Origin of the sequence: Gordonia sp. LUNF6 (assembly GCF_047041125.1) — a bacterium.
GTDB classification, from domain to species: domain Bacteria; phylum Actinomycetota; class Actinomycetes; order Mycobacteriales; family Mycobacteriaceae; genus Gordonia; species Gordonia sihwensis.
This window is the reverse complement of sequence record NZ_CP178181.1, coordinates 1423355-1450354: the sequence shown is the minus strand read 5'-3', so window position 1 is coordinate 1450354 and position 27000 is coordinate 1423355. Positions and strand designations below refer to the sequence as shown.

Here is a 27000-nt window from a genome sequence, read left to right as displayed (position 1 = left end):
CCGGGCGTTTACGGGGACGAGAGATGCAGGTCAGGCGTTGCCCTTAGACCACGTCGACCAGGGGATGTTCCAGTCGCCGAGACCGTCGGTGCCGGGCAGTTCGGGCCCGATCGTGTTCTTCACCGTCACCGGGTCGCCGCGCAACGTGTTCCGGACCACCCAGAGGGCGTCGTCCGGGCTGAGGTTCAGGCACCCGTGGCTGGTGTTCGTGTTGCCCTGCGCCCACACCGACCACGGAGCCGAGTGCAGGTAGATACCGCTGTACGACATCTGGGTCGCGTAGTCCACGGGGGTGCGGTAGCCGTCGGCGGAGTTCGTCGGGACGCCGTAGGTCGAGGAGTCCATGATGATGTGATCGAGACGGTCACCGATGATGTAGATGCCGTTGTCGGTGGGGGCGCTCTCCTTGCCCATCGAAGTCGGCATGGTCCGGATGACCTTGCCGTCGCGCTTGACGGTGACCATCTTGGTGTTGTCGTCCGCGAACAACTCCATCTGGCGGCCGACCTTGAACGACGACGAGACGTTCTCCTGGCCGAAGAGCCCGTCGCCCAGATCGATTCCGAAGGTGTTGACCTTCACGCTCACCTTGGTGCCCGGCTTCCAGAAGTGCTCGGGACGCCAGCGGACCTCCTGGTCGCTGATCCAGTAGAAGGCGCCCTCCACCTTCGGGGTCGAGGTGATCTTGATGGCGGCCTGGGCCGCCTTGCGGTCCGGGATCGCCTCGTCGAAACGCACACCGATGGTCTGCGCGATACCGACGGTCTCACCGTCGGGCGGGCTGATGTACGCCTGCGTCACGTTGTTCGGAGCGCGGGTGGTGAAGGTGCTCTTGCTGGTCGTGGTGCCGCCGACCCCGATCGCGTCCGCGGTGACCGTGTACGACCTGTCGTATCCGAACGGCTCGGCACTGGTCCACTTGGTGCCGTCCTCGCTCAGCACGCCCTTGATCGGCGTGCCGTCCGACTTCGGGATGTTGACATTGCGGATGGTGCCCTCGGTCGCGGTCACGACGATCGGCGCACCCGGCTGGACGCCCACCTCACCCTTCTGCAGAGGCTTGCCCGACTCGTCGGTGAACGCGAGTGCAGGCTTGATCATGTCCCCGAACTCACCGTTCGCGTGGACCTGACCGTCATAGCTGCTACAGGACGAGATCAGCGCGATGGCGGCAAGCATGGCAAAAACGGCAGTGACCTTGGCCCCGAACCGACGGCCGCGCATCCGACGAAAACGCATTGTGCTCCCAAGAAGAATTCAGCGGGCTCCGCAGAGACGGAGCCTGTTCCGGCTGCCCATTGTACGAGAGGCGCCAGACCGCCTGCACCTCGGACGCGTGTGGAGCGCCACACATCATTCACGCGAACGACCTGCGCACGTTCCCGGCGTCGAGCGGTCGTCCCGGACGGCTCAGGCCGCCGACTCCGCGAGCGGGCGGCGGTCGCCGGTCCCGTCGGGGCCGCCGGCGTCGGCGCCGCGCCCGGCCGAGCGGTCCACCTGCGCGAATCCCGGCCGAGCCGAGCCCGCGAAGGAGCGGAACCAGGACAGCACGGCGCCGACCCTGTTCCGGAATCCCACCAGGTAGAACAGGTGCACCCCGAGCCACGTGAGCCAGCCGAGGAAGCCGGTGAGCTTGATGCCGAACGGCGCGTCGACGACGGCGTTATGGCGGTTGATCACCGCCATGCTGCCCTTGTCGAGGTAACGGAACCGGGTGCCGCGGACCGTGGCACCGCGGATCATGTCGGCGGCGTGACGGCCCTGCTGCATCGCGACCGGACTCTGGCCGGGCAGCCTGTCGAGGCTCGTCATGTCGCCGATCGCGAAGACGTCGGCGCGGCCGCCGACCGTGAGGTCGGGGTTGATGAGCAGTCGCCCGGCGCGGTCGGTCTCGCATCCGGTCGCCTCGGCCACCACCTGCGCGAGTGGCGTGGCCTTCACTCCAGCCGACCACACCACCGTCCGCGCCCGCAGAACCCGCTCGGTTCCGTCGGCGGCCCGGACGGTCACCGCGTCGCCGTCGATATCGGTCACGACGGTCTCGGTCATCACGTCGATTCCCGACTTCTCCAGCGTCTTGCGCGCGAAGTCCGACAACTTGCCCCCGTACACGGGAAGGACGTCGCCCGCCCCCTCCACGAGGTGGACGGTGGCCGGCGCGTCGGTGAAATAGCGCAGGCCCAGCTCTTGAATCTGGCCCGCGATCTCGACACCCGTGGCGCCGGCGCCGACGACGACGAAGGTGTGCGCGGTCTCGTCGGCGAGCGGAGCCTCGAAGCAGTCCAGCAGGTGCGCCCGCAGATCGATCGCGTCGTCGCGCGTCTTGAGCGAGAAGGTGCTCTCAGCCCACTCGTCGTGGCCGAAGTATCCCTGGCTCGCGCCGGCTGCGACGATCAGGAACTCGTAGGCGATCTGCTCGCTGCCGTCGTCGGTGCTGTAGGTGATCACCTTGCGCTCGGCGTCGAGCGCGGTGACGTAGCCTTCCACGACGTCGAGCGACTTCTTGTCCGCGAGAACGTCGGCGATCGACGGCGCGATCTCCTGCGCCGGGAGGACGCCGGTGGCGACCTGGTACAGCAGCGGCTGGAACAGATGCTCCGGCGTCGCGGAGATCAGCACCGTCTCGACCTTCGACTTCGCCAGCTGCTTGGCTGCCGCCAATCCGCCGAATCCCGAGCCGATGATCACGACCTCGGTGCTGCGCATGTGCCTCATCTCCTGTGCGTTGTCCGCCAATTGCTTTCACTGATCACAGTGCCGGATAGCTGCGTTGCCCCTCAACCCGATTGACCACTCGTTTACCGATGACATTTATCTGTTCTACTCATACAGTGAGGGAATGGAGTTCCGGCAGCTCGAGTACCTGACCGCGGTCGCCGACACCGGCGGCTTCTCCAAGGCCGCCGAACGGTGTTTCGTCTCGCAGTCGGCGATCAGTCACCAGATCGCCGCGCTCGAGCGCGAGCTCGGAACCGAGCTCTTCGACCGCTCCACCCGCCGGGTCCGACTGACCGAGGCCGGCGAGACCCTGCTGCCACGCGCGCGGGAACTGCTGGGCTTGCGCGATGCCGCGATCGCCGCCGTGAGCCCACAGCCCAACCGGATCCGGATCGCGGCGAACATGTCGTTCGCCGGTTCGGCGCTGGCGGCCGTGTCGGCGATCCGCGACCGCCATCCGGACGCAGAGATCGACTTCCTCATCAAACCCTTCGCCCAACGGATCGAGGCCGTCGCCGCCGGCGACGCCGACATCGCACTGATCCGCGGCAGCCTCGACCACGAGGGTCTCTACCTCGATCCGCTGTGGATCGAGCAACCCGTCGTCGCATTCAGTCCGCGTCACCGTCTCGCCAAGCTCGGGAGGCCGCCCCGGCCCGAAGAACTCGCCGAGTACCCCCTGCTGCTACCGCCGATCGAGAAGCAGGTTCTCCTGCACCGTCTCGTCGAGCGAGTCTTCGCCAAGGCCGGAGTCGCCGCCCTGCTCGGTCCCGAGATCCGCGACGGACACCCGGTGACCTTCGATCTCATCAACCGGCCGGAGTCGTGGACTCTGCTGTACGAGGATCTCAAACAGCCCGGCATCATCTGCAGGCACAATCCGGCGTTCACGCTGACGGTCTCGGCGGCACTGCGCACCGACGCCGCCCCGAATCCACTGGTCGCCGATCTGCTCACCGAACTCTCGGGAGGGTATCGGCGCGGCTGACCGGGGGAGCAGGCCCTGGGAACGAGAAGAGCCCCCGTCGAACCGAGTGGTTCAAACGAGGGCTTCTGCTGTGCGCCATCAGGGACTCGAACCCCGAACCCGCTGATTAAGAGTCAGCTGCTCTGCCAATTGAGCTAATGGCGCTTGGCCTTGCTGCATCGCCGTGGCGGTCTGCGCCGCTGCGGCCTTGCGGAGAAAACATTAACACCATGGTTGCCGAGATTAAAAATCGGCTGGTCAGATGCAGTTTCGCGTCATCTTCCGCGGTTGCAGCACGTGCGGCTCAGCGGAGGATCTTGCGCACCACCACGACCGCGACGAGCGCTCCGACGGCGATGAGTCCATACTTGACCGGCGGACGGCTCACGATGGCGACGGCCTTGGTCTTGGCGTCGTCCGCCAGCCGCTGCGGATTAGCTCGCTCCACGAGCTGGTCGAGCGTGCCGGCGAGTTCCTCGCGGGCCTTCGTGATCTCCTGCTCGATGCGTGCGGTTTCGTCGGCCACTGCGATCCTCCGTGATCTGTTGGGACGTATAGACGGCTGTACGCTGCGCGAGTACACAACGGTTCTGAGCCTACAGAGTCAGACGTCGATTCGAATCCGATAGCCTGGCCGTATGTCTGCCAATGGACGACTTTCGGTCGGAGACAAGGCCCCTGCGTTCACTCTTCCCGACTCGACGGGCAAGCCGGTCTCGCTCTCGGACTACGCCGGCCGCAAGGTGATCGTGTACTTCTACCCGGCCGCGATGACGCCCGGATGCACCAAACAGGCCTGCGACTTCCGCGACAACCTGGCCGAACTGAACGACGAGGGCATCGACGTCATCGGTGTCTCGCCCGACAAGCCGGAGAAGCTGGCCGAGTTCGTCGAGCGGGATCAGCTCACGTTCCCGCTGCTGTCGGACCCGGAGAAGGAGGTCCTCGCCGCGTGGGGCGCCTTCGGTGAGAAGAAGCTGTACGGGAAGATCGTCAACGGCGTCATCCGCTCCACCTTCCTGGTGAACGAGGACGGAACCATCGGTGCCGCGCAGTACAACGTGCGCGCGACCGGCCATGTCGCGAAGCTGCGCCGCGACCTGTCGATCTGATCGACCCCGGCATCACTTCATGTCCGAGCATTCGACGTCCGACATCAGTTCCCCGGAACCGCTCGTCCCCCGCAAGCGGCCCACCCAGGAACGGAGCAGGCGCACCTTCGAGTCGATCCTCACCGCGGCCCGCGAGGTGCTCATCGACGTCGGCTTCGAATCGCTGACATGCGAGCAGATCGCCGCACGCGCCGAACTGCCGATCGGCACCATCTACCAGTATTTCGCGAACAAGTACGTGGTGGTCTGCGAACTGGACCGCAACGATTCGAGCGCGGTGCGCGACGAACTCACCTCGTTCGCCTCGGAGATCCCGTCACTCAAGTGGCCGGAGCTGCTGGAGAAGTTCCTCGACCACCTCGCCGAACTGTGGCGCACCGATCCCTCGCGCCGCGCGGTGTGGCTGGCCGTGCAGTCGACCCCCGCGACGCGCGCGACGGCCTCGATCAACGAAGGGATCCTCGCCGACCAGGTCGCGCGGATCCTGGCGCCGTTGACGCCGGATCAGCGCGACCGTCGGGCGATGATGGCCCAGGTGCTGGTCCACACCGCGTACTCGCTGCTGAGCTTCTCGGTCCAGGACGGTCACGATCATGAGATGACCGTGTACGAACTCAAGCGGATGCTCGGCGGCTATCTCATGCTCGAAGAGGTCTCCGGCCGGAGCTAGCTCTCGCCTCGATCCTCGAGGATCGCCACGGCGGCGGCCATGTCGCCGTCGTGGGTGAGCGATACGTGGATCGACAGTCCCGCGAGTGCCTGGGCGATGTCGCCGTGCAGCCGGATCCGCGGGCGTCCGTGAGCGTCCGACTGCACCTCGACGTCGTTGACCGCGGACTCCGGAAGGAGCGGCGCCAAGCCGAACCGGCTCGACGACCACGCCTTCACGACCGCCTCCCTCGCAGCCCAGCGGGCCGCGAGGTGACGCGCCTCGTCGCCGGTGCGCTCGGCCGCATCACGCCGCTCCCCCACGCTGAAGTGAGCGCCGAACGAGGAGCCCGGAGTGCGGAGTTGCTCGGCGAACTCCGGCACCGACACCATGTCGATGCCGACCCCGACGATGCTCACCGGGCGAGACCGTCCACGGCGTAAGCGCCCTCGTCACCGAGGCGGACCTCCGGATCGAGCAGGAGCCCGGCTTCGGTCTCGTGCTCGTCACCGTCGCCGAGGCGGCGGTCGGCGGGACGCTGGTACATCGCATCGCCGCCGCACATCGCCTGCAGCAGACGCTGACGGCCGTCGCGCAGACGCCGGGCGCTCTGCTCGCGGTACGTCGCCCGCTCGGACTCGTCGAGAGTGGCGACGAACGCCTCCGGATGCACCACCGCGATGAGACCCGAGACGTGACCGAAGCCCAGCGAGGTCAGCAGTCCGGCCTTGAGCGGGAAGCGTCCGCCCATGCGCAGGGTCTCGCGCGGCCACACCAGGTGCGGGTACTCTCGCATCTTCTCGTCGACGCAGTCCAGGCTGCGGTTCGGCGGGATGACGCCGTCGCGGAGCACCTGGCACAGGCCGATCAGCTGGAAGGCGGCCGCACCGCCCTTCGCGTGACCGGTCAGCGACTTCTGCGAGACGACGAACAGCGGCGCGCCGGTGTTGCGGCCGATCGCCTCGGCCAGACGCTCATGGAGTTCGGACTCGTTCGGATCGTTGGCGCGGGTGGAGGTGTCGTGCTTGGACACCACTGCCACGTCGTCCGGGCTCACCCCCAGGGCTGACAGCGCGGACGCCAACGGCGAGGCCTTCTCGCCGCGGGCCGCGCCGAGCGCCCCCAGTCCCGGCGCCGGGATGGAGGTGTGGACGCCGTCGCCGAAGCTCTGAGCCCAGGCCACCACGCCGAGGACCGGCAGTCCCAGCTGAGCTGCCACATCGCCGCGCGCCAGCAGCACCGTGCCGCCGCCGGCCGACTCGACGAAGCCGCCGCGCCTGCGGTCATTGGCTCGGGAGAACCGTCGGTCGTCGATGCCCTTGGCAGTCATCTTGGCCGAGTCGGCGGTCGCCGACATGTCACCGAATCCGACGATGCCCTCGATGCCGAGGTCGTCGAATCCGCCGGCGACCGAGAAGAGTGCCTTCCCGAGGCGGATCTTGTCGACGCCCTCCTCCACCGAGACGGCGGCGGTGGCGCACGCGGCGACCGGGTGGATCATCGCGCCGTAGCTGCCGATGTACGACTGCACGACGTGCGCGGCGACCACGTTGGGCAACGCCTCCTGCAGGATGTCGTTGGCCTTCGACTCCCCGAGCAGGGTGTCGACGTACAGCGACCGCATCGACGTCATGCCGCCCATGCCCGTGCCCTGAGTGTTGGCGACCAGACCCGGGTGCACCCAGCGCATCAGCTCCGACGGCGAGAAGCCGGCGGTGACGAAGGCGTCGACGGTCGCGACCAGGTTCCACAGGGCGACGCGGTCGACCGACTCGGCCATGTCCGGAGAGACGCCCCAGCGGACCGGATCGAAACCGGTCGGGATCTGGCCGCCGACGGTGCGCGACAGGCTCGCACGGCGCGGGACGCGGATCTCGGTGCCCGCCAGGCGGGTGACCGTCCAGTCGCCGGTCTCGGCGTTGGGTGCGATCCGGGTGCGTTCGGGGTCGGCCGAGACGAACTCGCGGGCCGCGGCCTCGTTCGGGACGGTGAAGGTCAGATCCTGGTCGAGGAACACCGACTCCAGCAGCGGCGAGGTGTTGTCGACCATCGCCCCCTCGTCGGCGTAGCGGCGGATGCCGCACCGTTCGACGACGGCGTCGTGATAGCGCTCGGCGATCTCCGACTCGGCGACCGGCTCACCGGACTCGACGTCGTACCAGCCGGCCTTCGGGGTCTCCTCCCACGTCACCAGACCCGTGGTCCACGCCAGTTCGAGGACGCCTGCGGCCGAGAGCTTCTCGTCCACCTCCATCTCGAATCGGGTGCGTGCCGAGCCGTAGGGGCCGACCTCGCCTGCGCCGACGATGACCACCAGATCCTCGGGGCGCGAATCGAGTTCGGGCCACGCGTGCTCGATCGGGACGTCGGCGCGGGCCGGCGCGGGAAGCGCCGCCACCGTGACGCCCGCGGTGCTCGCAGCGCCGTTGTCCTCACCGCCGTTATCCTCAGGGCCGTCCTCGGTCTGTGCCTCGGCGGCAGCAGCCGCCAGGGCCCGCAGATCGATCTTCTCCGGGTCGAGCCCGGCCGTCAGATCGGCGATCAGCGGCTCGGCGACCGCCTTCTCACGCGCCTGCTCCGAGCACAGTTCGACGAGGGCCGCGGCCATCTCGGGCGTGCTCCAGGTCTTGACGCCCGCGGCTTCGACGGCCTCGACGAGTCCGTCGTTGTGGCCCATCAGTCCGGTGCCGCGCACCCAGCCGATGAGGGCGTGCGCGAGGGTGGTCCGCTTGTTCCAGGACTCCTCGGCGCCCCACCGGGTGACGAGCGCGTCGAGCGCGGCCTTGGCCTCGCCGTAGGCACCGTCACCGCCGAACATGCCGCGGTTCGGCGATCCCGGCAGCACCACGTGCAGACGGGCGTCGATGTCGTGGTCGGCTCCGATGGCCGTCAGACCGGCGATCAGCCGTTCCACCGACCACAGCAGCACCTTCATCTCCAGTTCGGCGCGCGAACCGGCGTCGGTGAGATCGCCCGCCACCCGCGGCGCGGCGAACGGGAACAGCAGCGTCGGGCGCATCACCGGCTTGACGACGGCAGTGCTGGCACCGAGGTTCTCGGTCTGTTCGGAGCCGAGCCACTCGATCAGTCCGTCCACATCGCCGTACGACGCGAGGTTGGCCGGCACCACCCACAGCGCGGCGTCGTGCCGTGCGTGAGTGCGGTAGAGCTCCTTGTAGAAGTCCATCCGGTCGCTGTTGAGGCGCGAGGTGGTCGCGACCACCGTCGCGCCGCCGGCGAGCAGCTCGCCGACCACGGCCGCGGCGATCGATCCCTTCGACGCACCGGTGACGACGGCGATGTCGTCGGCGAACCGGCCGGGCTCGGGCAGCTGGGCCGCGTGGGCGATGGCACCGTACACATCGGCGTGCTCGCTGTATCCGAGGGCCAGGGCCTTGCCCTGCCACCAGGTGGCGTGCTCGGCGACCTGGTCGCCCGCACCGGTCATCGCCTCGGCCAGCTCGTGATGACGTCCGTGGACGTCCTCCTCGGAGTCCAGCCACAGGCGGGCGAGATCCTCGCGGGCGGTGGCCCAGCGGTCGTCGAGCAGCACCGCGCGCTCGGCGTCGAACGCCGGGGCGACGGTCCGCTGCCAGTCGGAGCCGAGCTCGCTGCTGACCAGGTCGGCCAGCTCAGCGGTGGGGTCGGTCTCGGCCTGCGAGGCGTCGACCACATCGGTCAGCCCCAGCTGATCGAGGATCGTGTGCGCAGTGCGTGCCAGGACGCCGCTCGGGCCGGTGATCTGCTCGGTGAATTCGCCGAGCGCCGCCGCGTCGACCGTCCCGCCGGACGCCGAGGCCGCGGCGGGCAGTTCCACGGCGATGCCGCGGGCCTGGCCGACGCTGCGGACCGCGCGGTCGATCAGCGCGTCGAAGTCGGCGGCCGAGCCGACCGCGCCGTCGAGCAGATCACCCAAGTCGCCGCCCCGGACGCTGACGCCCTCGCGGGAGCCGAGGGCCACGGCCACCAGCGTGTGCCGACCCCAGCCCTCCCCCAGCTGCCAGGCGTTGGTCACGCGATCGGTGATGTACGAGGCGCGCTTGCCGATGGGACCGGCGATCTTGCGGATCTGGTCGCCGACGGCGTCGGTGAGCACGTCGCCGAGCGGCTTGTAACCGCGGGCCAGGGTGCTGACCGTGGACGCGAGCGCCCCCATGTCGGCCTCGGCCGCACCGTCGATGGCTCCGAGTCCGAGCTCGGTGCCGATGTCGAGCAGCAGCTGGTTGCGCCGGGACGACACGCCGTCGCACAGCGATTCGATGGTGTCGGCCGGGCCGATCTGCGCCGGCGTCATCTTGGTCCACAGGGCGATCACCGCGCGCACCGCGTCGGCCGGGCCGAACGCGATGTCGTCCGGTCGGGGCCCGGCGGCAGCCGCCGGAGCCGGAGCGGGAGCCGACGGTGCCGGAGCCGCGGCGGCAGCAGTCTCCGCCGGCGCCTCCTGCACCACGTCGTCCTCGACCGGCTCGGGTGCGGAGTCCTCCGCGCGCAGCACCGCTGCGTCGGACTCGGCGTTGAGCACCTCGGCGGCGGCTGCCGCGTAGTCGGGCAGCTTCAGGGTGTTGCGGGCCAGGCCGGAGAGCGTCGGGGCGTTCTTGACGCCCACCTCGACGAACCGGTCGATGCCCAGGCCGCCGTCGGCAGCCGGTGTGAACAGCAGATCCTGCGTCTCGATCCAGCGGACCGGGCTGGCGAACTGCCAAGCCAACAGCTCGATCAGGATGACGCGCGTCAGCTCGAAGGGCCGTGCGGCCCACGAGTCCCACTCGGCGAGCACCGCGTCGAGCGGATCGGACGGCACCAGTCCGGCGATCTCGGTGACGAACTCGCGGCTCAGGTTGAACAGCCGAGGCACCAGGTTCGGAATGTAGCGGCCGACGAGGATGTCGGGATCGATGTCGGCGGGCAGGAGTTCCTCGAGCTTGCCGCGGAACTCGGGCACGCCGGCGCGGAGCACCGTGGAGTGGAACGGCACGTCGATGCCGGGCACCAGGATGAAGGCGCGCTTGCCTCCGAACTCCTCGACGCGGCGGACGATCTCGGCCTCCAGCCGCTCCAGTCCGCGGACGGTACCGGCGATCGCGTACTGCGAACCGAGCAGGTTGAGGTTCACCACCTCGAGGTACTCGTCCACCTCGCGGCCGACGGACGCGACGAACTCCTCGACGTCGGCGTCCTTGAGACCGAACTGGCTGGGCCGGATGGCGGCCATGCGGTAGTCGGAACGGCCCTGCTCGTCGCGCGGAACCAGGTGGTGCATCGCGGAACCGCGCTGGAACACCACCTCGAGCACCGCCTCGAGCGGAAGCACGCCGGCGCAGGCGGCGAGCGCGTTGTACTCGCCCACCGAGTGACCGCAGGTGATGGATCCCTCGACGAAGGCCCCGGCTTCACGGAGCTCGGCGATCTGCGCGACACCGAGCGTCGCCATCGCGACCTGGGTGAACTGCGTCAGGAAGAGCACGCCGTCGGGGTGGTGGTACGTGGTGCCCTTCGCCACCAGAGTGGTCGGATTGTCGCGCACCACTGCGAGGATCGAGAAGCCGAGCGCCTCGCGGGTGTGCTTGTCCGCGCGGTCCCAGACCTCGCGGGCGGCCGCCGAGCGCGAGCGCGCCTCCAGGCCCATGCCCTTGTGCTGAATGCCCTGACCCGGGAAGGCGTACACCGTGCGCGGGGCGTCCAGCAGCGCGGTCGCCGCCATCACCAGTTCGCCGTCGACCTTGGCGGTCAGTTCGACGGTCTCCCGACCGGCATCCATGCCGACGCGGTCGATGCGGATGTCGACGGTGTCGCCGAGCCGGACCATGCCGAGGTAGCGGGCGGTCCAGCCGCGGATGGCGCGCGGAGCGGGAACCGGGTTCTCCCGGTCGCCCGCCGCCAGCACCTGCTGGGCCGCGGCCGAGAGCCACATGCCGTGGACGATCGGATCGCCCAAGCCGGCCAGGCGGGCCGCCAGCGCGTCGGTGTGGATGGGGTTGCGGTCTCCGGAGACCACGGCGAATCCGTTCATGCGGGCCGGTGCGGTCAGCGAGGCCGAGCGCAGGAATTTCCGCGTTCCCGGCTGCTCACCGGCGGCCGCGCCGCCCGCGCGGACCGGGTCGGGCAACGCGGCCGAACCGATCCGGCCGCGGATGGCGAAGCGCTCACGCAGCACCGCGATCGGAGAGTCGTCGGCGGCGGCGACCTCGACATGCACCTCGACCACTCGGCCGACGCCGGTGTCGGAGACGCCGATGAGGCGGGCGGTCACCGTCAGCTCGGTGTCGACCGCGGGGATCTCACCGGTGAGCTCGACCGCGTGGTCGAGGTGGACCAAGTCCAGCAGACCCTCGACCACGGGATGGCCCGCGTCGGTCCGGGCGGCGCCGATGACGCTGAAGACGCTGGGCCAGCAGGCGACGACGAGGGTGTCGGGCACGGCGAAACCGTTCGGGGCCACCGGCGTGGTCGGGGTCAGCGGGCCGGGCAGGCTCGACGCGGTCGCTCCGCTGTGGTCGGCGACCGAGTCGGCCTTCCAGGCGACCGTCGACGTGACGACGCCGTCGACCGAGTCGAGCAGCGAGCCGCCGGCCGCGACGGTCAGGAGTTCGGTCATCGCGTCCGCCGCGCCGGCCGTGGTGATCCGAGGGCTGCCGCCGTCGGTCGCCCGGAGGTCGCCGGTGAACGGGATGCGCAGAATCGAGCCCGACACCGGGACCACCAGGTCGAGCCGGATCTCATCGTCGGCCGTCTCGGCATCGGGGACGAAGGCGACCATCGCACCGCTGGGGTGTTCGGCGTACTCGCCGTCGTAGAGCTTCCAGGCGTCGCGGTCGCCGAGCAGAGCGATCGGGTTGCGGACCTGTCGGCCGGCCCACAGCACGTCCTCCGCTTCGATGAGAACGCTGAGCGGTCCCGACTCCGGGACGATGTCGCGGTGACGGCGGGCCGCGACCACCCGTGCCTGCTCACCGGCGGCCCGCAGGTCGGCGGTGACCTGCGCCTCGAAGCGGTTCAGCAGTTCGCCGACCGGCTCGTCGACGCGGGTGATGCCCGCGACGGCGACGGTGCCCGGGATGATGCAGACCTGGTCGGCCGAGTAGCGGGCGTCGTGCGCCTGCCACAGCGAGTCGCTGCGGTACCAGCGACGGACGTCCTTGTCGATCACCGGAACGAAGTTCACGGGCTTGCCGGGCGTACGGCACAGCTCGAGGAAGAACGCGACGTCGGCCGGGTGGAGGATGTCGGAGTCGATGGCCGGGTACAGTTCGGCCAGCTCGGCGATCGCCTCGTGCGGGTTCGGGACATCGCCGGCGAAGGCGGAGACGAACTCACCCGAATCGAGCTCGTTCATGCGCGCCTCGGTGCGCCGCAGCATGTCGGAGAAACGCTGCTCCCAGGTGATGTCGGCCCACTCGAGGGGCGCCTGCGCGCTGCCCACGGCGAGTTCGGCGTAGCGGTCGAGCCACTCGCGGTACGTCATCGTCGCGACGTCGCCGAAGTACGGCTTCGCGGTCGCGGCGAGGGCCTCGATGATCTCGTCGCGGCGTTCCGCGACGGCGGCGGCGTCGCCGGCCACCTCGTCGAGCAGGCGGCCGGTGCGCGAGGCGGAGTTGTCGATCTCGTGGATGTCGGCACCCAGCTGGCTGCGGCCAGAGGCCATGCCCGCCTCCGCGTGACCGGCACCGATCCAGGTGTCGCAGCCCTGGGTCTCGACGAGGAGCTGCTTCACCTCGGGCGCGGTGGTGGCCTCGAGGGTCGCCATCGCCGCGGTGCCGACCAGAATGCCGTCGAGCGGCATCGCCGGGTAGCCGTGCGCTGTGGCCCACGCGCCGGTCAGGTACTCGCTGGCACGCTCGGGCGTGCCGATGCCACCGCCGACGCAGAGCACGATGTTGGGACGGTCGCGCAGTTCGGCGTAGGTCGCCAGCAGCAGGTCGTCGAGGTCCTCCCAGGAGTGGTGACCGCCGGCGCGTCCGCCTTCCACCTGGACGATCACCGGGAAGTGCGGCACCTGCAAGGCGATGCGGACCACCTGACGGATCTGGTCGACGGTGCCGGGCTTGAACGCGACGTAGTGCAGGCCGGCCTCGGTGAACTCGTGGACCAGGTCGACGGCCTCATCCAGTTCGGGGATGCCCGCGGTGACGATCACGCCGTCGAAGGGCGCTCCCTTGGCACGTGCCTTCTGGACCAGCTTGTTGCCGCCCAGCTGCAGCTTCCACAGGTACGGATCGAGGAACAACGAGTTGAACTGGACCTGGCGGCCGGGTTCGAGCAATTCCTGCAGACGCGCGAGGTTGCCCTCGAAGATCTCCTCGGTCACCTGACCGCCGCCCGCGAGCTCGGCCCAGTGGCCGGCGTTGGCGGCCGCGGCCACGATGGCGGGGTCGACGGTGGTCGGGGTCATGCCCGCGAGCAGCATCGGCGAGCGGCCGGTGAGACGGGTGAACGCGGTGTCGACCACGGTGCGACCGTCGGGCAGGTTCACCAGGCGCGGCGCGAACACCGACCACGGCCGCGAGACCTCCGGAGCCGAGCCGGGGACGAAGAGGTTGCGCTGACCGCCGCGGGTGGCCGCGGCGATCACGCCGACGCCCTGCCCGCGCAGGTTCGGCGCCGACAGCCGCGACGCGAGATCGGCGGGTCCGAAGTCGATCACCCAGCGAGCGCCGGAGTCGACGGTGTCGCCCACCAGCTCCACCCAGTTCACCGGGTCGACGAGCACGGCCGCGGCGTGCCTGCGGACCAGCTCGGTGTCCAGACCGCAACGCTGAGCCCAGTCGACGGCCAGTTCCACCGCCGGTGCGAGATCGGGGTGATGGAAGGGGACGGTGACGTTGAGGTCCTCGATGACCGGCGAGAAGGGCGTGCCGCCGGTGACCTTGCGCTTGCGTTCGTCGGCCTCGGCGGCCGCGCGGAGCTCGGCGAGCGCACTGAACGCCGCGAGATGGCGCGGCGAGCCCGTCAGCACCACGGTGCGCCGGGAGTTCACGATCGCGACGGTCGGCAGCCCCGTGGCGTCGGCGGGCTGTCCCGCGACGTACTCGGCGAGCAGTTCGTCGATCTGCGCGGGGCTCACGCCGGCGACGGAGATCATGGGGGCGGCCTCGTGGGTGCCGAGCAGACCCGTCCGGCGGGACACGACGGTGGCCGCCGCGCCGATCAGCTGAGCGATCGCCAGCAGGTCGGACTCCGCGACTGCCGGCAGCTGGCCGTCGGCGGCCACGGCCTCGGTGGCGAGGATCCCCTGCGAGTGGCCGATGACGGCGCTGGGCGGAAGAACCGTGGTGTCCAGCCCCTGCTTGCCGAGGTTCGACACGGCCGCGAGCTGGGTGAGCAGGATCCCGGGCAGCGAGACGAGCGCGTCGGCCAGTTCGGTCTCACTGGGAACCGGCAGTTCCTCGTCGTGCGCGCGGATCCAGGTGAGGGGCTCGAAGCGGTCGGCGCCGGCGGCGGCGAGCTCGTCGGCGACCGGCTCGAGGACCTCGCGCGCGTCGTCGGCGATTCCGGCGATCGTCTCGCCGAGATCGGCGTCGTTCACCAGTTCGGTGAGCGTCGGCAGCCACGCGCCGCCCTGTCCTCCGAAGCAGATCGCATAGCTCTCGCCTGCGGCGAGACGGTCGAGCAGACTTCCGGAATCGATTCTGTCGGTGTGCTGGCCGGTGCGGTGCTGGTCGAGGGTCACAAGCTCTCCTGTCGATGCGTCACGTCGGACATGGTCCGTCGCTGGAACGTGGCCAATCGTCGCACAGAAACATGAGGCATCCCTCATGTTTGTCGGCGACCGACAGGTATACCCGCTGGTAGACCGGCGGGTAACCGCCTCGGCCAGCGCCGAAGGAATTTTCGTGACCGTTATCACATTCGGGTCCGGGCTCCGCGTGTCATCCCGATGATCGACTCATTCTTCGCGCAGGTCACTCATCGCTGTAAGTTCCGTTGCAGGGACTCGCGACAGCCGTCCAGATCCGCTGGAGGGGCCTGCTGCGGGGAGAAAATCAGGAGGATCCCACTTCATGAAACGTTCGAAGCGATTCGCGCTTGCCTCGGCGGCAGCCGTCGTCACCGCCGCCGTCGCGCTGACGGGATGCTCCAGCAGCGACAGCGGCGACACCGACTCGACGACCACGTCCGACTCGGCCGCCACCACCTCACTCGATGCGGCCGCCGACACCGCCGCCGCCCTGACCGGTGCGAAGGTCGACATCGAGGTGGAGGGCTCGCTGCAGGGCCTCAACGCCTCCGAGGTCGAGGCGTCCATCGGAACCAAGCCGAAGATGGTCGGCGAAGGCACCGCGACACTCGACATGGGCGGCAAGTCCGTCGAGGCGCCGTTCGTATACGTCGACGACCACATGTACGCAGACGTCGACGACAAGGGGTACATCGACTACGGCAGCGGCCGGTCGATCTACGACGTCTCCAAGATCCTCGACGTCAACGAGGGCGTGCCGCACGTCCTGCGCAGCATTCAGGGAGCGAAGGAGGAGGGCAGCGAGACCGTCGACGGTGTCGAGGCCACCAAGATCACCGGAACCCTCCCGGCCAAGGATCTCGCGGGCCTGACGGGAACCTCACCTCAGGCCAAGGGCCTCGACGGCGACATCCCGGTGACAGTCTGGGTCACCAAGGACGGCAAGAACAACGTCGTGCGCGTCGCCTCCGAACCCGCCAAGGGTGCCTCGATGACCGTCACCCTGAGCGACTGGGGCAAGACCGTCACCGTCACGAAGCCGGCCGACGTCAAGTCTCCGAGTGCCAAGCCGTCTCACGCACCGAAGTCCGGTGAACCGACCCGCAGCCCGGTCGGCTGATCGCCGCCGATCCAGAGAAGAGAAGACCATGAAGACTCGTCCGATCAGCCTGCGCAAGCGCCTGGCCACCGCGGCACTCGTGACCGCCGGTGTCGGTGCGGCGCTTACCGTTCCCGCCACGATCACGCCGGCCCCGGCCCACGCGGCCAACTACTACGGCGCCATCGCGCTCTCACCCAGCACCGGAGCCACCGGTCGCGCCATCGACTATCCCGACTGGTCGAGCGCGTCCAACGCGGCCCTGTCGTGGTGCGGCTACAGCGACTGCCAGGTGGTGGTGCAGATGCGCAATGCCTGCGGCGCGATCGCCAAGAGCAGTTCGTACTGGGGTTACGCGTGGGGCGCTGACCTCTACACCGCGGAGTCGAATGCCCTGTACTACTCGGGCGGCGGATACATCCACGACTGGGCCTGCACCTCGGGACACCAGTAGCCGAAGCAAGCGCGAGCGCCGGGACACCCTCATCGGAGGTCCCGGCGCTCGTGTCGTTGCGGGCGGTTACGCTCGGGTGCCATGACCGACTGCGTCTTCTGCGGCATCGTCTCCGGCGTCTCCCCCGCCCACGTCGTGTACTCCGACGACGACGTGATCGCCTTCCTCGACCTCTCACCGATCACGCGGGGACACACCCTGGTGGTCCCGCGAAAGCACTCGTCCGGTCTCGCCGATCTCGATCCGGAGATCGGCGGAAAGATGTTCGGCGCGGGTCAGCGGATCGCCGGTGCCATGCGGTCGAGCGCGATCGGCGCCGACGGAGTGAATCTCGCGATGAACGACGGCCGTGCCGCGTCCCAGACCGTCTTCCACTCGCACCTGCACGTGGTGCCCAGGCATGCAGGCGACAAGCTGACCTTCGCTAAGGGGTTCCTGACGCGTCGTGCCGGCGACTTGGAGTCGACCGCCGCCGTGTTGCGATCGGCGCTGGAGTCACAGTCGTGACCAGGACTGTCACTCCCGAATCGCTGTCGCAGGCAGCCGCACTGATCGCCGCCGCAGACCATGTCTGTGTCTTCTCCGGCGCGGGGATGTCGGCCGAGAGCGGGATTCCGACCTTCCGCGACGCCCTGACCGGACTGTGGGAGAACTACGATCCCGCCGATCTCGCCACGCCCGAGGCGTGGCGGCGCGACTCCGACCTCGTGTGGGGCTGGTATCGGGACCGCGCGGCGCGTCTTGGCGAGGTGGAGCCGAACGCCGGGCACCACGCGGTGGCCGAGCTCGGCCGGAAGAAGGAGTCCGCGGGCGGTCGTGTCAGCGTCATCACGCAGAATGTCGACGATCTCCACGAGCGAGCTGGGTCGACGGTCGACGCTCATCTGCACGGCAGTCTCAAGGCTCCGCGCTGCGAGGCCTGCCCGCATCGCGCGGATCCGGACGTCGCACTCGAGTCGGTGCGCCCCCGATGCCCCGAGTGCGGCGCGAGTCTGCGCCCCGGCGTCGTGTGGTTCGGCGAATCGCTTCCGAACCTCGACTGGCTGACAGCGTCGCAGACGGTCGGGGCCTGCGATCTGCTGATCATCGTCGGCACCAGCGGGGTGGTCCACCCCGCCGCGGGACTGCCGATGCTCGCCGCGGAGGCGGGCACGCCGATCATCGAGGTGAATCCCGAACCGTCCGCGCTCACCCCTCTGGCGACCCTGTACCTTCCGACGACCGCCGCCGCGACGCTGCCGCTGATCATCTGACGGCGGCGGGTGTCGCCTCGTTGAGCGACACCCCCGACCCCGCTGATTGAGCGAGCGGAGCGAGTCGAAATCATCCCGCCCCCAACCCGAGAACCTCAGCCGACGATCATCAGCAGCGGCGCGACCAGACCCATTCCCGCGAACCAGCCGGGCTGCTTCTGCTCGAGCGTCTGAGGGGGAAGGCTACTCGCAAAGCCCCATGGGACAGAGCAGCCGCACAAGATTGACCGCTCACGGCCCACACCTGCGAGAACAGGCATCCTGGGCTGTGAGCGGTCAATCTCATGCGGCAGTGCGCCGTGAGCCTAGCGACTGTCGCGACCGCGGCCGGCCACGCGGGCCGGTCGCTTGCCGAACTTGTCGCCGCCCTTGCGGTAACCGCCCTTGCGGCCGCGGTCTTCGTATCCGCGCGCCGATCCGCGGGCGCCTCCCCGACCGCGCGGCGGACCCATGTCCGGGCGCAGGTCGATCGGATGCTTGCCGATCTTGGTGTGCTTGAGCATCCCGAGCGTCTCGGCGTCGAGATCGTTGGGGAGTTCCACGAGGCTGAAGTCGTCGCGGATGCTGATGTTGCCGAAGTCACCGCGAGTGAGGCCGCCCTCGTTGGCGATCGCGCCGACGATCGCGCCCGGCGACACCTTGTGCTTGCGGCCGACGGCGATGCGGTACGTGGCGAAATGACCGCCGCCGCGCGGTGCACGGTCACGCCGGTCCCCGCGATCGCCCCGCTCGCCCTTGGGCGGATCGGGAGCCATCAGGAAGCCGCCGTCGCGGGTCTCCAGGGCCAGCGCCGCGGCGATGTCGGCCATCGCGACGTCGTTCTCGCGGGCGTAGTTCTCCACCAGCCCGCGGAACAGATCCAGATTGTCGGAGGCGAGGTTCTCGGTGATCGAATCGGCGAACTTGGCGACGCGCTGGGCGTTCACGTCGTCGACGCTCGGCAGATCGATCTCTTCGAGATCCTGCCGCGTGTGGCGCTCGATCGACCGCAGCAGATGACGTTCGCGAGGCGAGACGAAGAGCAGCGCGGTGCCCGACCGCCCGGCCCGGCCGGTACGCCCGATGCGGTGCACGTACGACTCGACGTCGTGCGGGATGTCGTAGTTCACCACATGCGAGATGCGGTCGACGTCCAGTCCTCGAGCGGCCACGTCGGTGGCCACGAGGATGTCGAGCGAACCGTCCTTGAGCTGATTGATGGTGCGCTCACGCTGGGCCTGGACCATGTCGCCGTTGATCGCCATCGCGCTCAGGCCGCGGGCGCGCAGCTTCTCAGCGAGCTCCTCGGTGGCCGACTTGGTCCGGACGAAGACGATCATGCCGTCGAACGGCTCCACTTCGAGCACCCGCGTGAGGGCGTCGAGCTTGCGCTGGTGCGATACCTGCAGGTACTTCTGCGTGATGTTCTGCGCGGTCGCCGTCTTGTTCTTGACGGTGACTTCCTGCGGGTTGTTCAGGTACTTGCGCGCCAGGCGGCCGATGGCGGCCGGCATGGTCGCGGAGAACAGCGCGACCTGCTTCTGATCCGGGGTGTCGGCGAGGATTCGCTCGACGTCCTCGGCGAAGCCCATCGTCAGCATCTCGTCGGCCTCGTCGAGCACGAGGAACTCGAGCTGCGACAGGTCGAGGGTGCCCTTGTCGAGATGATCGATCACGCGGCCCGGCGTGCCGACGATCACCTGGGCTCCGCGGCGCAGGCCGGCCAGCTGGATCCCGTAGCTCTGGCCGCCATAGATCGGCAGCACCTTGACCTCGGGAAGGTACGTCGAATAGCTGCCGAAGGCCTCGGCCACCTGCAGCGCCAGTTCGCGCGTGGGCGCGAGCACGAGGGCCTGCGGCTTGCGGGCCGAGGTGTCGAGTCGGGTGAGGATCGGCAGTGCGAAGGCAGCGGTCTTGCCGGTGCCGGTCTGCGCCAGTCCGACGACGTCGCGTCCCTCCATCAACGGAGGGATGGTCGCCGCCTGGATCGGCGACGGCGTCTCGTAGCCGACGTCGTCGAGCGCCTTGAGCACGCCGGGGTCGATGCCGAGGTCACCGAAGGCGGTGGACTTCTCGGCCGCGGGCGCGGTAGAGCTGGTGTTCTCGGATTCGCTCATCGGCGAACATTCGTAGTCATCGGGTGTAGATAATACCCCGCCGACACCCTGTGACGCCCCTCACTGAGATGTGCGGTACGGTTCCATCACTTGGATCGCGTTAGACAGATCAAGCAATTCGTATCACAAGGGGACGTCACCATGCAGGAGTTCACTGCTCCATCCATCACGACAGTTGATGAGAACGCCACCACGATCACTGCTCTGCAGCGCTACCGGAAGGACCGCCCGACTCTGCCGCTGTTCCGCAGGCGCGCGGACTCCGGGCAGTGGATCACCGTCACCGCCGGCGCTTTCGCCGACGACGTCGACGCCGTCGCGAAGGGCCTGATCGCCGCCGGCGTGAGCCGTGGCGACCGCGTCGCGCTACTGTCTTCCACCCGGTTCGAGTGGAGCCTGATCGACTACGCGATCTGGCGCGCGGGTGCCACCACCGTCGCGATCTACGAGACCTCGTCCCCCGACCAGGTGGAGTGGATCCTCACCGATTCGGGCGCATCGATATTGATCGTGGAGACCGCGGCCAACCGGTCGACCCACCAGGAGGTGATCGCGAAGGCGCCCGAGCTTCGCGAGACCTTCGTCATCGACGACGGCGCGATCAACGCGCTCCGCAAGCGCGGCGCCGACCTCCCCGACTCGGTGCTCGACGAGCGGGAATCGCAGGCCCGGGCCTCCGACGCCGCCACGTTGATCTACACCTCCGGGACCACGGGCCGGCCGAAGGGCGTCGTCTTGACGCACGAGAACTTCCTCGCCGAGTGCGCGGCGACCGCCGAGGCCGTCGGCACCGGCCTCGAGGAGGGGAAGTCGACGCTGCTGTTCCTGCCCCTCGCACACGTCTTCGCACGGGTCGTCGCCGTGGGCTGCGTGGAGAACGCCGTGGTACTGGGCCACACCAACGACATTCCGAATCTGATCGCCGACCTGGCCGTATTCAAGCCGAACTACGTGCTGTCGGTCCCGCGCGTCTTCGAGAAGGTGTACAACACCGCCGAGCAGAAGGCGATCGACGGAGGCAAGGGCAAGATCTTCGCGAAGGCCGTCGACACGGCGATCGAGTACAGCCGGGCGGTCGAATCCGGCGACGCGGGCGTCCTCCTCAAGGTGAAGCACGCGGTCTTCGACAAACTGGTGTACGGAAAGCTGCGCGCCGCGCTCGGCGGCCACTGCGAGGGCGCCATCTCCGGCGGCGCCCCGCTCGGTGAGCGGCTGGGCCATTTCTTCCGCGGCGCCGGGGTGCCCGTGTACGAGGGCTACGGCCTCTCCGAGACCACCGCCGCGGTCACCGCCAACAACGAGGAGCACAGCCGCATCGGTTCGGTGGGGCGTCCGGTGCCCGGCGTCACGGTGAAGATCGCCGACGACGGCGAGATCCTGCTCAAGGGGCCGATGGTCTTCTCCGGCTACTGGCGCAACGAGCAGGCGACGGCCGACGCGATCCGCGACGGTTGGTTCCACACCGGCGACATCGGCCGCCTCGAGGACGGCTACCTGTTCATCACCGGGCGCAAGAAGGAACTGATCGTCACGGCAGGCGGCAAGAACGTCTCGCCCGCCCAGCTGGAGGACACCATCCGGGCGCACCCGCTGGTGAGCCAGTGCCTCGTCGTGGGCGATCAGAAGCCGTTCATCGCCGCACTCGTGACCCTCGATCCCGAAGCGGTCCCCGGATGGCTCGAGCGCAAGGGGCTGCCCGCGTCGACGCCGTTGTCGGAGCTGATCCGGAATCCGGAGCTGCGCGCCGAGATCGACGCGGCGATCGCCGGCGCGAACAAGACCGTGTCCAAGGCCGAGGCCATCAAGAAGTACGAGATCCTCGAGACCGACTTCACGATCGAGACCGGTGAGCTGACGCCCACGCTCAAGCTGAAGCGGAACGTGATCCACCAGTCGTACCAGGAGGCGATCGCCGACCTGTACAGCTGAGCGGCACGTCTCGACGTCGACTCCCGCGGCGGCGCACCGGCATCGATGCCGGTGCGCCGCCGTTCGTCGCGGGGACCTGCGCGGACTGCGCGCTTCGCCCGGTCTTACGCTGGCGGTGCCGCAGCGCTGCGGCCGCGAGTGGGCAGGTGCCCGGAACGGAGTACGACGAGATGAACAGGCCCGATAAGTGCGTCCCCGGGTCACTCGGTGAACAGACGCTGAGCGTTCACGGCGGCAATCACGCCTCCGGCACGGGCACCGACGGCGACGGCGCGGCGATTCGCGTGCCGATCATCATGGCGAACTCCTACAACCTGCCGCCCGATCCGTCGACCATGGACTGGTCGAACCCCGAGCACCTCACCTACACCCGCAACACCGGGATCAATCAGATCGCGCTGCAGGACAAGCTCTGCGCGCTCGAGCACGGTGAGGACGCCGTCGTCCTCGCCTCCGGCGTCGCCGGACTGCACGCGGTGTTCTTCGGGCATGTCAACGCGGGCGATCACGTCGTCGTCTCCGACACCACCTACGAGGCGACCTACAAGCTCTGGACGTCGCTGCTGCCTCGCAAGTACGGGATCGAGGCCACATTCGTCGACATCACCGACCACGACGCCGTGATCGCAGCGATCCGTCCCGAGACCAAACTTATCGCCACGGAGGTGATCGCGAACCCCACCACCAAGGTCGCCGACATCGCCGCGCTGGCGGAGATCGCGGACGCCCGCGGCATCATCCTGATGGTCGACTCCACGTTCACTCCCCCGCCGCTGTACCGCCCGCTCGACGACGGCGCCGGCCTGGTGGTGCATTCGCTCACCAAGTACATCAACGGCCACGGCGACGCGATGGGCGGCGCGGTGATCGGGCGTGCCGATCTCGTGGAACCGATCCGGTCGGAGGCGATGGTGGACGTCGGCGGCGTGATCTCGCCCTTCAACGCCTGGCTCATCATGCGCGGCTCGGTGACACTGCCGCTGCGCCTGCGGCAGCATCAGGAGTCGGCGCTGGAGCTCGCCCGGTTCCTGGAGGCCGACGAGCGCATCGCCTACGTGGCCTATCCCGGTCTGGAGAGCCACCCGCAGCACGAGCTGGCCAAGCGTCAGTTCGGCGCGGGCGATCGCGGCATCGGCGGTTTCGGCGGCATCATGTCGTTCGCACTGAAAGGCGATCCGGACCTGCAGAACCGCTTCGTGAACGACCTGAAGGTCGTGACGTCGGCGGTCTCCGTCGGCCACGACGAGTCGCTGATCGTGCACGTGGGCACCAGCGGACCGCGCGTCGCCGCCTACCCGGAGGGCTTCCGCGAGTACGGGCACCTGCGATTCTCGGTCGGCCTCGAGGACGTTGACGATCTGAAGGCCGACCTCGCGGCCGCCCTCGACTCGGCCGCGGGCTAACCGCCCGCCCGGTCCTCGGCCACTCGCCGCACCACGCTCTCGTCGATCTGGAACCCGAAGGCCTCTGGTGCGCGGGTCGCGGCCAGCACGCACAGACCGTGCACGGCGGCCCAGCACGACACGGCGCGCAGTTCGTCGCCGGTCGCCTCGACCAGGGCCGAGAACCAGCCGCCCGTGGTCTCGCGGAGGCGGCCGCCGGCCGAGTCGAGCAGGTCGTGCCGGAAGATCAGCGTGAACATGCCCGGCCGGGCGCGCGCGAACCGCCAATAGGCGACGGCGCCGTCGCCGATGCCGTTCGCGATGGCGGGTGCGAGAGCGGCGTTGAGATCGGCCACGCCTTCGGCGGCGATCGCCGCCAGCAGACTCTCGAGCGTCGGGAAGTACCGGCGCGGAGCGCCGTGCGAGACGCCTGCCCGGGCGGCCACCGAACGCACGCCCACCGCACCGAATCCCGCGGTGTCGACGAGGTCGACCCCCGCGGCGACCAGCCGTGCGCGCGTACTCGGATCGTCAACCACGTTGACAGTGTCTACGGCCGCCCCCCACACTGTCCAGTAGACACTGTCTACGAAAGGCCTCCCGTGCTGTATCCGCTCTGCAAACACGTTCTGATCGGCCCCGCACTCCGGCTCTGGGTGCCGATCACCGTCGACGGCGCCGACCGCGTTCCCACCAGTGGCCCGGTCATCGTGGCGGCCAACCACCTGGCGGAGATCGACTCCCTGGTCCTCCCGCTGGCCATACCCCGCCGACTCTCGTTCTTCGCCAAGGCGGAGTACTTCCGGGGTTCCGGAGTCCGCGGCGCGGTCAGTCGTGCGTTCTTCCGCGGAACCGGTCAGATCCCGGTCGACCGGTCGGGCGACGACGCCGCGCTCGAGGCTGCGGCGCAGTTGCTCGCCCGGGGCGGAGCGTGGGGCATCTACCCGGAGGGCACGCGCTCGCCCGACGGGCGTTTGCACCGCGGACACACCGGGATGATGCGAGTCGCGGCGCGAGTCCCGGGCACCGTCATCGTCCCCGTTCTGCTCTCGGGAACACGCGAGGTGAATCCGCCCGGCACCCGGCGAATCGGTCGCGGACCGGTGCGAATCCGCATCGGCGACCCGATGCCGGCCGATGAGTTGCTCGGCGCCTCACACGACGTCCGCGGCGCCACCGACGCCGTCATGGCCGCGATCGCCGCACTCGGCTCCGTCGCCTGCGTCGACGAGTACGCGCGGCCCTACCATTGACGGATGCTGTCGTCTCTCGCGTCGTTCACTCTCGCGTCGACGCTCCTGGTACTGCTGCCCGGCCCCGACTCCCTCGTGGTGATGCGCGGATTGGCCCGCGGCGGCAGGGCCGGCGGGGTCCGGACGTCGCTGGGCGTGATGACCGGACTGCTGGTCTGGATCCTCGCCGCCGTCCTCGGTCTCTCGGCGATTCTGCAGATGAGTGAGATCGGTTACGAGGTGCTCAAGATCGTCGGCGGCTGCTACCTGGTGCTGCTCGGCGTCCAGACACTGCGCTCGATCCGGTCCCTGCGCGGCGGGCCGTCAGTCGATGAGGCGCCGTCGTCGCGCCGGGCGGGCTTCCTCACCGGATTCACGACCGACATCCTCAATCCGAAGATCGGCATCATGTTCATCACGCTGCTGCCGGGCTTCGTTCCGGACGGTGCGCCCGTCGCATGGACGACGCTCGGCTTCGGTCTGGTCTATCTGGCGCTCACCGGCGTCTACTTCGCCGTGCTCATCGTCGCCGCCGACCGGATCGGCGCCTGGATGCGTGCGCCCCGCATTCGGCGCCGCATCGATCTGGTGGCCGGTCTCGCGCTCGTCGGTTTCGGGCTGAGGCTGGCGACGGAGTAGCCGGGGCGTCGTTCCGCTACCGGCCCGACGTTCAGTCGGCCCGGTAGAGGATCCCGCGCCCGATGGCTTCGCGGATCGCCGGCATCGCCGCCGCGGCGAGCGCGTCGGCGTCCACGCCGTGGAAGTCGGCCAGCAGTGAGATCAGCGCGGCCAGCGGCACTTGGCCGCGACAGCCGGCGAGAAGCGACGTCAGCACCTCGTCCACCGGAAGCACCGCTCCCGGACCGCCGGGGCGGGTCACCGAGGCGCTCACCTGCTGCCAGCCGTCGTCGCCGGGGAGCGCCTGGGTCTCCAGAAACACCGGTGAGGTGCTGAGCCGGGAGGCCAGCAGGTCGGCGTCGGAGTTCTCACGCAGGAAGTCGCGCCTCCCCCAGAAGGCCTGCGCTTCGAAGCCGGTGACCTCCTGGCCGGCGGCGGTGATCTCTTCGATCACCACATCGGCCGGACGATCCTCGACGGGTCGGCGGAAGGTGATCGAACCCATGCCGACGGCGACGATCCCCTCGGACTCGAACCAGTCGAGCCACCGCGCACCCCGCTCGGCCGCGTCGACCACCGACTCCCCCGCATCCGAGACCCAGAGCGAGACATAGCTGATGGGATCGGCCAGTTCCCGCTGGACCACCCAGGCGTCCAGACCGCTCGCCTGCACCCACTCCCGGACCCGGTCGTCCCATGCGTCGAGGTCGCGCACCTCCCAGTTCGCCAGGATCTGCGCGATGCCGCCCGGATTCAGATGTTCGCCGATCCGCTCGATGAGGCTTCGGCTGATGCCGTCTCCGGCCATCCCGGAGTCGCGGTAGATGTAGTCCTGCGCACCGCTGCCGACGACGAACGGCGGATTGGACACGATCAGGTCGAATCTCTCGCCCGCCACCGGCTCGAACAGGCTGCCCTCCCGCAGGTCCCAGTCCAGTCCGTTCAGCCGCGCCGTCGCCGCCGCAAGTGCCAGCGCCCGCGCGTTGGTGTCGGTGGCGACGATCGTCTCGCAGTGCGACGACATGTGCAGCGCCTGTACGCCGCATCCGGTTCCGAGATCGAGAGCCCGCGCGAACGGCGTGCGGATCACCGCCTGCGCCAATGACATCGACGCCCCGCCGATGCCGAGCACGTGGTCGTGGGCCACGGCGCCGGGACGCATCGAGGCGTCCTGATCGGCGACCACGAGCCGGTCGGCGTCGTCGCTGCCGTGCGGCCGGATGTCGAGGACGGCGCGCACACCGCCGTCCGCGGGCTCGATCACCTGCTGGTCGACGAGGGCGACAAGTCCGACGCCGGGCAGTGCGGCGGCGACGTCGTCGGCCGGTTCCGTGGAGCCGAGCAGGAACAGCCGGATCAGAGTCGCGAGCGGCGCGCGGTCGGGGGCCGCGCGCCGCGTCTGACGCAGAGCGGGCCACCACACACCGCTCACCAGCGCTCGGCCGGCCTCCTCGCCGAGGAGGTCGGCGATTCCGTCGGAGGTGTAACCGGCGGCGCGCAGGTCCGCCCCGAGGGCGTCGACGATGTCCGGAGCGTCCAGAGGGTAGCGAATCACCGCACGAGCGTACCGGTACAGTTGCACTGCACGCGCGAGTGGCGGAATTGGCAGACGCGCTGGATTTAGGTTCCAGTACCCACTAGTGGTGTGAGGGTTCAAGTCCCTTCTCGCGCACCAGCAGTCGCCCCTGTACCCGGCAGGCCGACCTCAAAGGTGTGCGCGAGCTCGGGCACCACACTCGGGGTCGCGCGCTTGAAGTCGCTGCGTTCAAATAGTGCCAACTTCAGACAAATCGGTCGATTCTCCCGGTAGTGACT

The 27000-nt window shown here is 69.1% G+C and carries 19 protein-coding genes and 2 tRNA genes; 12 read left to right on the top strand and 9 right to left on the bottom strand.

Going from position 1 to position 27000, the window contains the following annotated elements:
* Window positions 1–30: 30 nt before the first annotated feature.
* Together ACK8HH_RS06765 and ACK8HH_RS06760 are read right to left on the bottom strand one after the other, a co-directional pair.
* Window positions 31–1239, bottom strand: coding sequence for a L,D-transpeptidase (locus tag ACK8HH_RS06765; protein ID WP_006896545.1), 1209 nt, complete (start codon window positions 1237–1239; stop codon window positions 31–33).
* A 171-nt stretch (window positions 1240–1410) separates the two neighbouring features.
* Complete coding sequence (locus tag ACK8HH_RS06760; RefSeq protein WP_278126968.1) at window positions 1411–2706, bottom strand: NAD(P)/FAD-dependent oxidoreductase; 1296 nt, start codon at window positions 2704–2706, stop codon at window positions 1411–1413.
* Between the two features lie 133 nt (window positions 2707–2839).
* Here ACK8HH_RS06760 and ACK8HH_RS06755 point away from each other — a divergent pair, with 133 nt between their 5' ends.
* Window positions 2840–3706, top strand: coding sequence for a LysR family transcriptional regulator (locus ACK8HH_RS06755; protein WP_006896543.1), 867 nt, complete (start codon window positions 2840–2842; stop codon window positions 3704–3706).
* 71 nt (window positions 3707–3777) lie between these two features.
* On the opposite strand, the gene ACK8HH_RS06750 is transcribed toward ACK8HH_RS06755, so the two are convergent.
* Both ACK8HH_RS06750 and ACK8HH_RS06745 read right to left on the bottom strand, forming a co-directional pair.
* Window positions 3778–3850 (bottom strand) — tRNA-Lys (locus ACK8HH_RS06750).
* Between the two features lie 139 nt (window positions 3851–3989).
* Window positions 3990–4211, bottom strand: coding sequence for a DUF3618 domain-containing protein (locus ACK8HH_RS06745; protein ID WP_006896542.1), 222 nt, complete (start codon window positions 4209–4211; stop codon window positions 3990–3992).
* A gap of 112 nt (window positions 4212–4323) precedes the next feature.
* Here ACK8HH_RS06745 and bcp point away from each other — a divergent pair, with 112 nt between their 5' ends.
* Window positions 4324–4797: a thioredoxin-dependent thiol peroxidase gene (gene bcp / locus ACK8HH_RS06740; protein WP_045538928.1), complete on the top strand. Its 474-nt coding sequence runs from the start codon at window positions 4324–4326 to the stop codon at window positions 4795–4797.
* Window positions 4798–4816: 19 nt separating this feature from the next.
* Window positions 4817–5467: a TetR family transcriptional regulator gene (locus tag ACK8HH_RS06735; RefSeq protein WP_006896540.1), complete on the top strand. Its 651-nt coding sequence runs from the start codon at window positions 4817–4819 to the stop codon at window positions 5465–5467.
* On the opposite strand, the gene ACK8HH_RS06730 is transcribed toward ACK8HH_RS06735, so the two are convergent.
* Window positions 5464–5865, bottom strand: a complete 402-nt coding sequence (locus ACK8HH_RS06730) for a holo-ACP synthase (RefSeq protein ID WP_062367943.1) — start codon at window positions 5863–5865, stop codon at window positions 5464–5466. The genes ACK8HH_RS06735 and ACK8HH_RS06730 overlap by 4 nt on opposite strands.
* Window positions 5862–15113, bottom strand: coding sequence for a type I polyketide synthase (locus tag ACK8HH_RS06725; protein ID WP_062367944.1), 9252 nt, complete (start codon window positions 15111–15113; stop codon window positions 5862–5864). Before ACK8HH_RS06725 ends, ACK8HH_RS06730 begins: the two co-directional genes overlap by 4 nt.
* 331 nt (window positions 15114–15444) lie before the next feature.
* Between ACK8HH_RS06725 and ACK8HH_RS06720 the strand changes: the two genes are divergently transcribed.
* The 4 genes from ACK8HH_RS06720 (at window position 15445) to ACK8HH_RS06705 (ending at window position 17928) form a co-directional block, all read left to right on the top strand.
* Window positions 15445–16242 (top strand): LppX_LprAFG lipoprotein, encoded by a 798-nt coding sequence (locus ACK8HH_RS06720; RefSeq protein WP_045536681.1) that lies wholly within the window; start codon window positions 15445–15447, stop codon window positions 16240–16242.
* Window positions 16243–16270: 28 nt separating this feature from the next.
* Window positions 16271–16675 carry a DUF4189 domain-containing protein gene (locus ACK8HH_RS06715; RefSeq protein ID WP_082083846.1) on the top strand — a complete coding sequence of 135 codons (405 nt, stop codon included), beginning with the start codon at window positions 16271–16273 and terminating at the stop codon, window positions 16673–16675.
* A gap of 81 nt (window positions 16676–16756) precedes the next feature.
* Window positions 16757–17182: an HIT family protein gene (locus tag ACK8HH_RS06710; RefSeq protein WP_006896535.1), complete on the top strand. Its 426-nt coding sequence runs from the start codon at window positions 16757–16759 to the stop codon at window positions 17180–17182.
* Complete coding sequence (locus ACK8HH_RS06705; RefSeq protein WP_062367945.1) at window positions 17179–17928, top strand: SIR2 family NAD-dependent protein deacylase; 750 nt, start codon at window positions 17179–17181, stop codon at window positions 17926–17928. The genes ACK8HH_RS06710 and ACK8HH_RS06705 overlap by 4 nt, the downstream gene beginning before the upstream one ends.
* A 305-nt stretch (window positions 17929–18233) precedes the next feature.
* Here the strand turns inward: ACK8HH_RS06705 and ACK8HH_RS06700 are convergent, their stop codons facing one another.
* Window positions 18234–20024, bottom strand: a complete 1791-nt coding sequence (locus tag ACK8HH_RS06700; RefSeq protein WP_412475643.1) for a DEAD/DEAH box helicase — start codon at window positions 20022–20024, stop codon at window positions 18234–18236.
* A gap of 141 nt (window positions 20025–20165) precedes the next feature.
* Here ACK8HH_RS06700 and ACK8HH_RS06695 point away from each other — a divergent pair, with 141 nt between their 5' ends.
* The gene (locus ACK8HH_RS06695) at window positions 20166–21953 is read left to right on the top strand and encodes an AMP-dependent synthetase/ligase (protein ID WP_412475642.1); all 1788 of its coding nucleotides are present in this window, start codon (window positions 20166–20168) and stop codon (window positions 21951–21953) included.
* Between the two features lie 170 nt (window positions 21954–22123).
* Window positions 22124–23356, top strand: coding sequence for a trans-sulfuration enzyme family protein (locus tag ACK8HH_RS06690; RefSeq protein ID WP_045536760.1), 1233 nt, complete (start codon window positions 22124–22126; stop codon window positions 23354–23356).
* Here the strand turns inward: ACK8HH_RS06690 and ACK8HH_RS06685 are convergent.
* Window positions 23353–23874 carry a TetR/AcrR family transcriptional regulator gene (locus ACK8HH_RS06685; RefSeq protein WP_412475641.1) on the bottom strand — a complete coding sequence of 174 codons (522 nt, stop codon included), beginning with the start codon at window positions 23872–23874 and terminating at the stop codon, window positions 23353–23355. The two genes, ACK8HH_RS06690 and ACK8HH_RS06685, sit on opposite strands and share 4 nt — an antisense overlap.
* Window positions 23875–23937: 63 nt before the next feature.
* Here ACK8HH_RS06685 and ACK8HH_RS06680 point away from each other — a divergent pair, with 63 nt between their 5' ends.
* Both ACK8HH_RS06680 and ACK8HH_RS06675 read left to right on the top strand, forming a co-directional pair.
* The gene (locus ACK8HH_RS06680) at window positions 23938–24588 is read left to right on the top strand and encodes a lysophospholipid acyltransferase family protein (protein WP_006898240.1); all 651 of its coding nucleotides are present in this window, start codon (window positions 23938–23940) and stop codon (window positions 24586–24588) included.
* Window positions 24589–24591: 3 nt separating this feature from the next.
* Window positions 24592–25206 carry a LysE family translocator gene (locus ACK8HH_RS06675; protein ID WP_006898239.1) on the top strand — a complete coding sequence of 205 codons (615 nt, stop codon included), beginning with the start codon at window positions 24592–24594 and terminating at the stop codon, window positions 25204–25206.
* A 31-nt stretch (window positions 25207–25237) separates the two neighbouring features.
* On the opposite strand, the gene ACK8HH_RS06670 is transcribed toward ACK8HH_RS06675, so the two are convergent.
* Window positions 25238–26740 (bottom strand): methyltransferase, encoded by a 1503-nt coding sequence (locus ACK8HH_RS06670; RefSeq protein WP_412475640.1) that lies wholly within the window; start codon window positions 26738–26740, stop codon window positions 25238–25240.
* A gap of 32 nt (window positions 26741–26772) precedes the next feature.
* Here ACK8HH_RS06670 and ACK8HH_RS06665 point away from each other — a divergent pair.
* Window positions 26773–26860: transfer RNA gene (locus tag ACK8HH_RS06665), tRNA-Leu, on the top strand.
* Window positions 26861–27000: the final 140 nt, after the last annotated feature.

What these genes read in the sequence shown, in the direction of transcription:
- ACK8HH_RS06765 (WP_006896545.1), bottom strand. Translation starts at nt 1,239, where the DNA reads ATGCGTTTTCGTCGGATGCGCGGCCGTCGGTTCGGGGCCAAGGTCACT.
- ACK8HH_RS06760 (WP_278126968.1), bottom strand. Translation starts at nt 2,706, where the DNA reads ATGCGCAGCACCGAGGTCGTGATCATCGGCTCGGGATTCGGCGGATTG.
- ACK8HH_RS06755 (WP_006896543.1), top strand. Translation starts at nt 2,840, where the DNA reads ATGGAGTTCCGGCAGCTCGAGTACCTGACCGCGGTCGCCGACACCGGC.
- bcp (WP_045538928.1), top strand. Translation starts at nt 4,324, where the DNA reads ATGTCTGCCAATGGACGACTTTCGGTCGGAGACAAGGCCCCTGCGTTC.
- ACK8HH_RS06735 (WP_006896540.1), top strand. Translation starts at nt 4,817, where the DNA reads ATGTCCGAGCATTCGACGTCCGACATCAGTTCCCCGGAACCGCTCGTC.
- ACK8HH_RS06720 (WP_045536681.1), top strand. Translation starts at nt 15,445, where the DNA reads ATGAAACGTTCGAAGCGATTCGCGCTTGCCTCGGCGGCAGCCGTCGTC.
- ACK8HH_RS06715 (WP_082083846.1), top strand. Translation starts at nt 16,271, where the DNA reads ATGAAGACTCGTCCGATCAGCCTGCGCAAGCGCCTGGCCACCGCGGCA.
- ACK8HH_RS06710 (WP_006896535.1), top strand. Translation starts at nt 16,757, where the DNA reads ATGACCGACTGCGTCTTCTGCGGCATCGTCTCCGGCGTCTCCCCCGCC.
- ACK8HH_RS06700 (WP_412475643.1), bottom strand. Translation starts at nt 20,024, where the DNA reads ATGAGCGAATCCGAGAACACCAGCTCTACCGCGCCCGCGGCCGAGAAG.
- ACK8HH_RS06695 (WP_412475642.1), top strand. Translation starts at nt 20,166, where the DNA reads ATGCAGGAGTTCACTGCTCCATCCATCACGACAGTTGATGAGAACGCC.
- ACK8HH_RS06690 (WP_045536760.1), top strand. Translation starts at nt 22,124, where the DNA reads ATGAACAGGCCCGATAAGTGCGTCCCCGGGTCACTCGGTGAACAGACG.
- ACK8HH_RS06675 (WP_006898239.1), top strand. Translation starts at nt 24,592, where the DNA reads ATGCTGTCGTCTCTCGCGTCGTTCACTCTCGCGTCGACGCTCCTGGTA.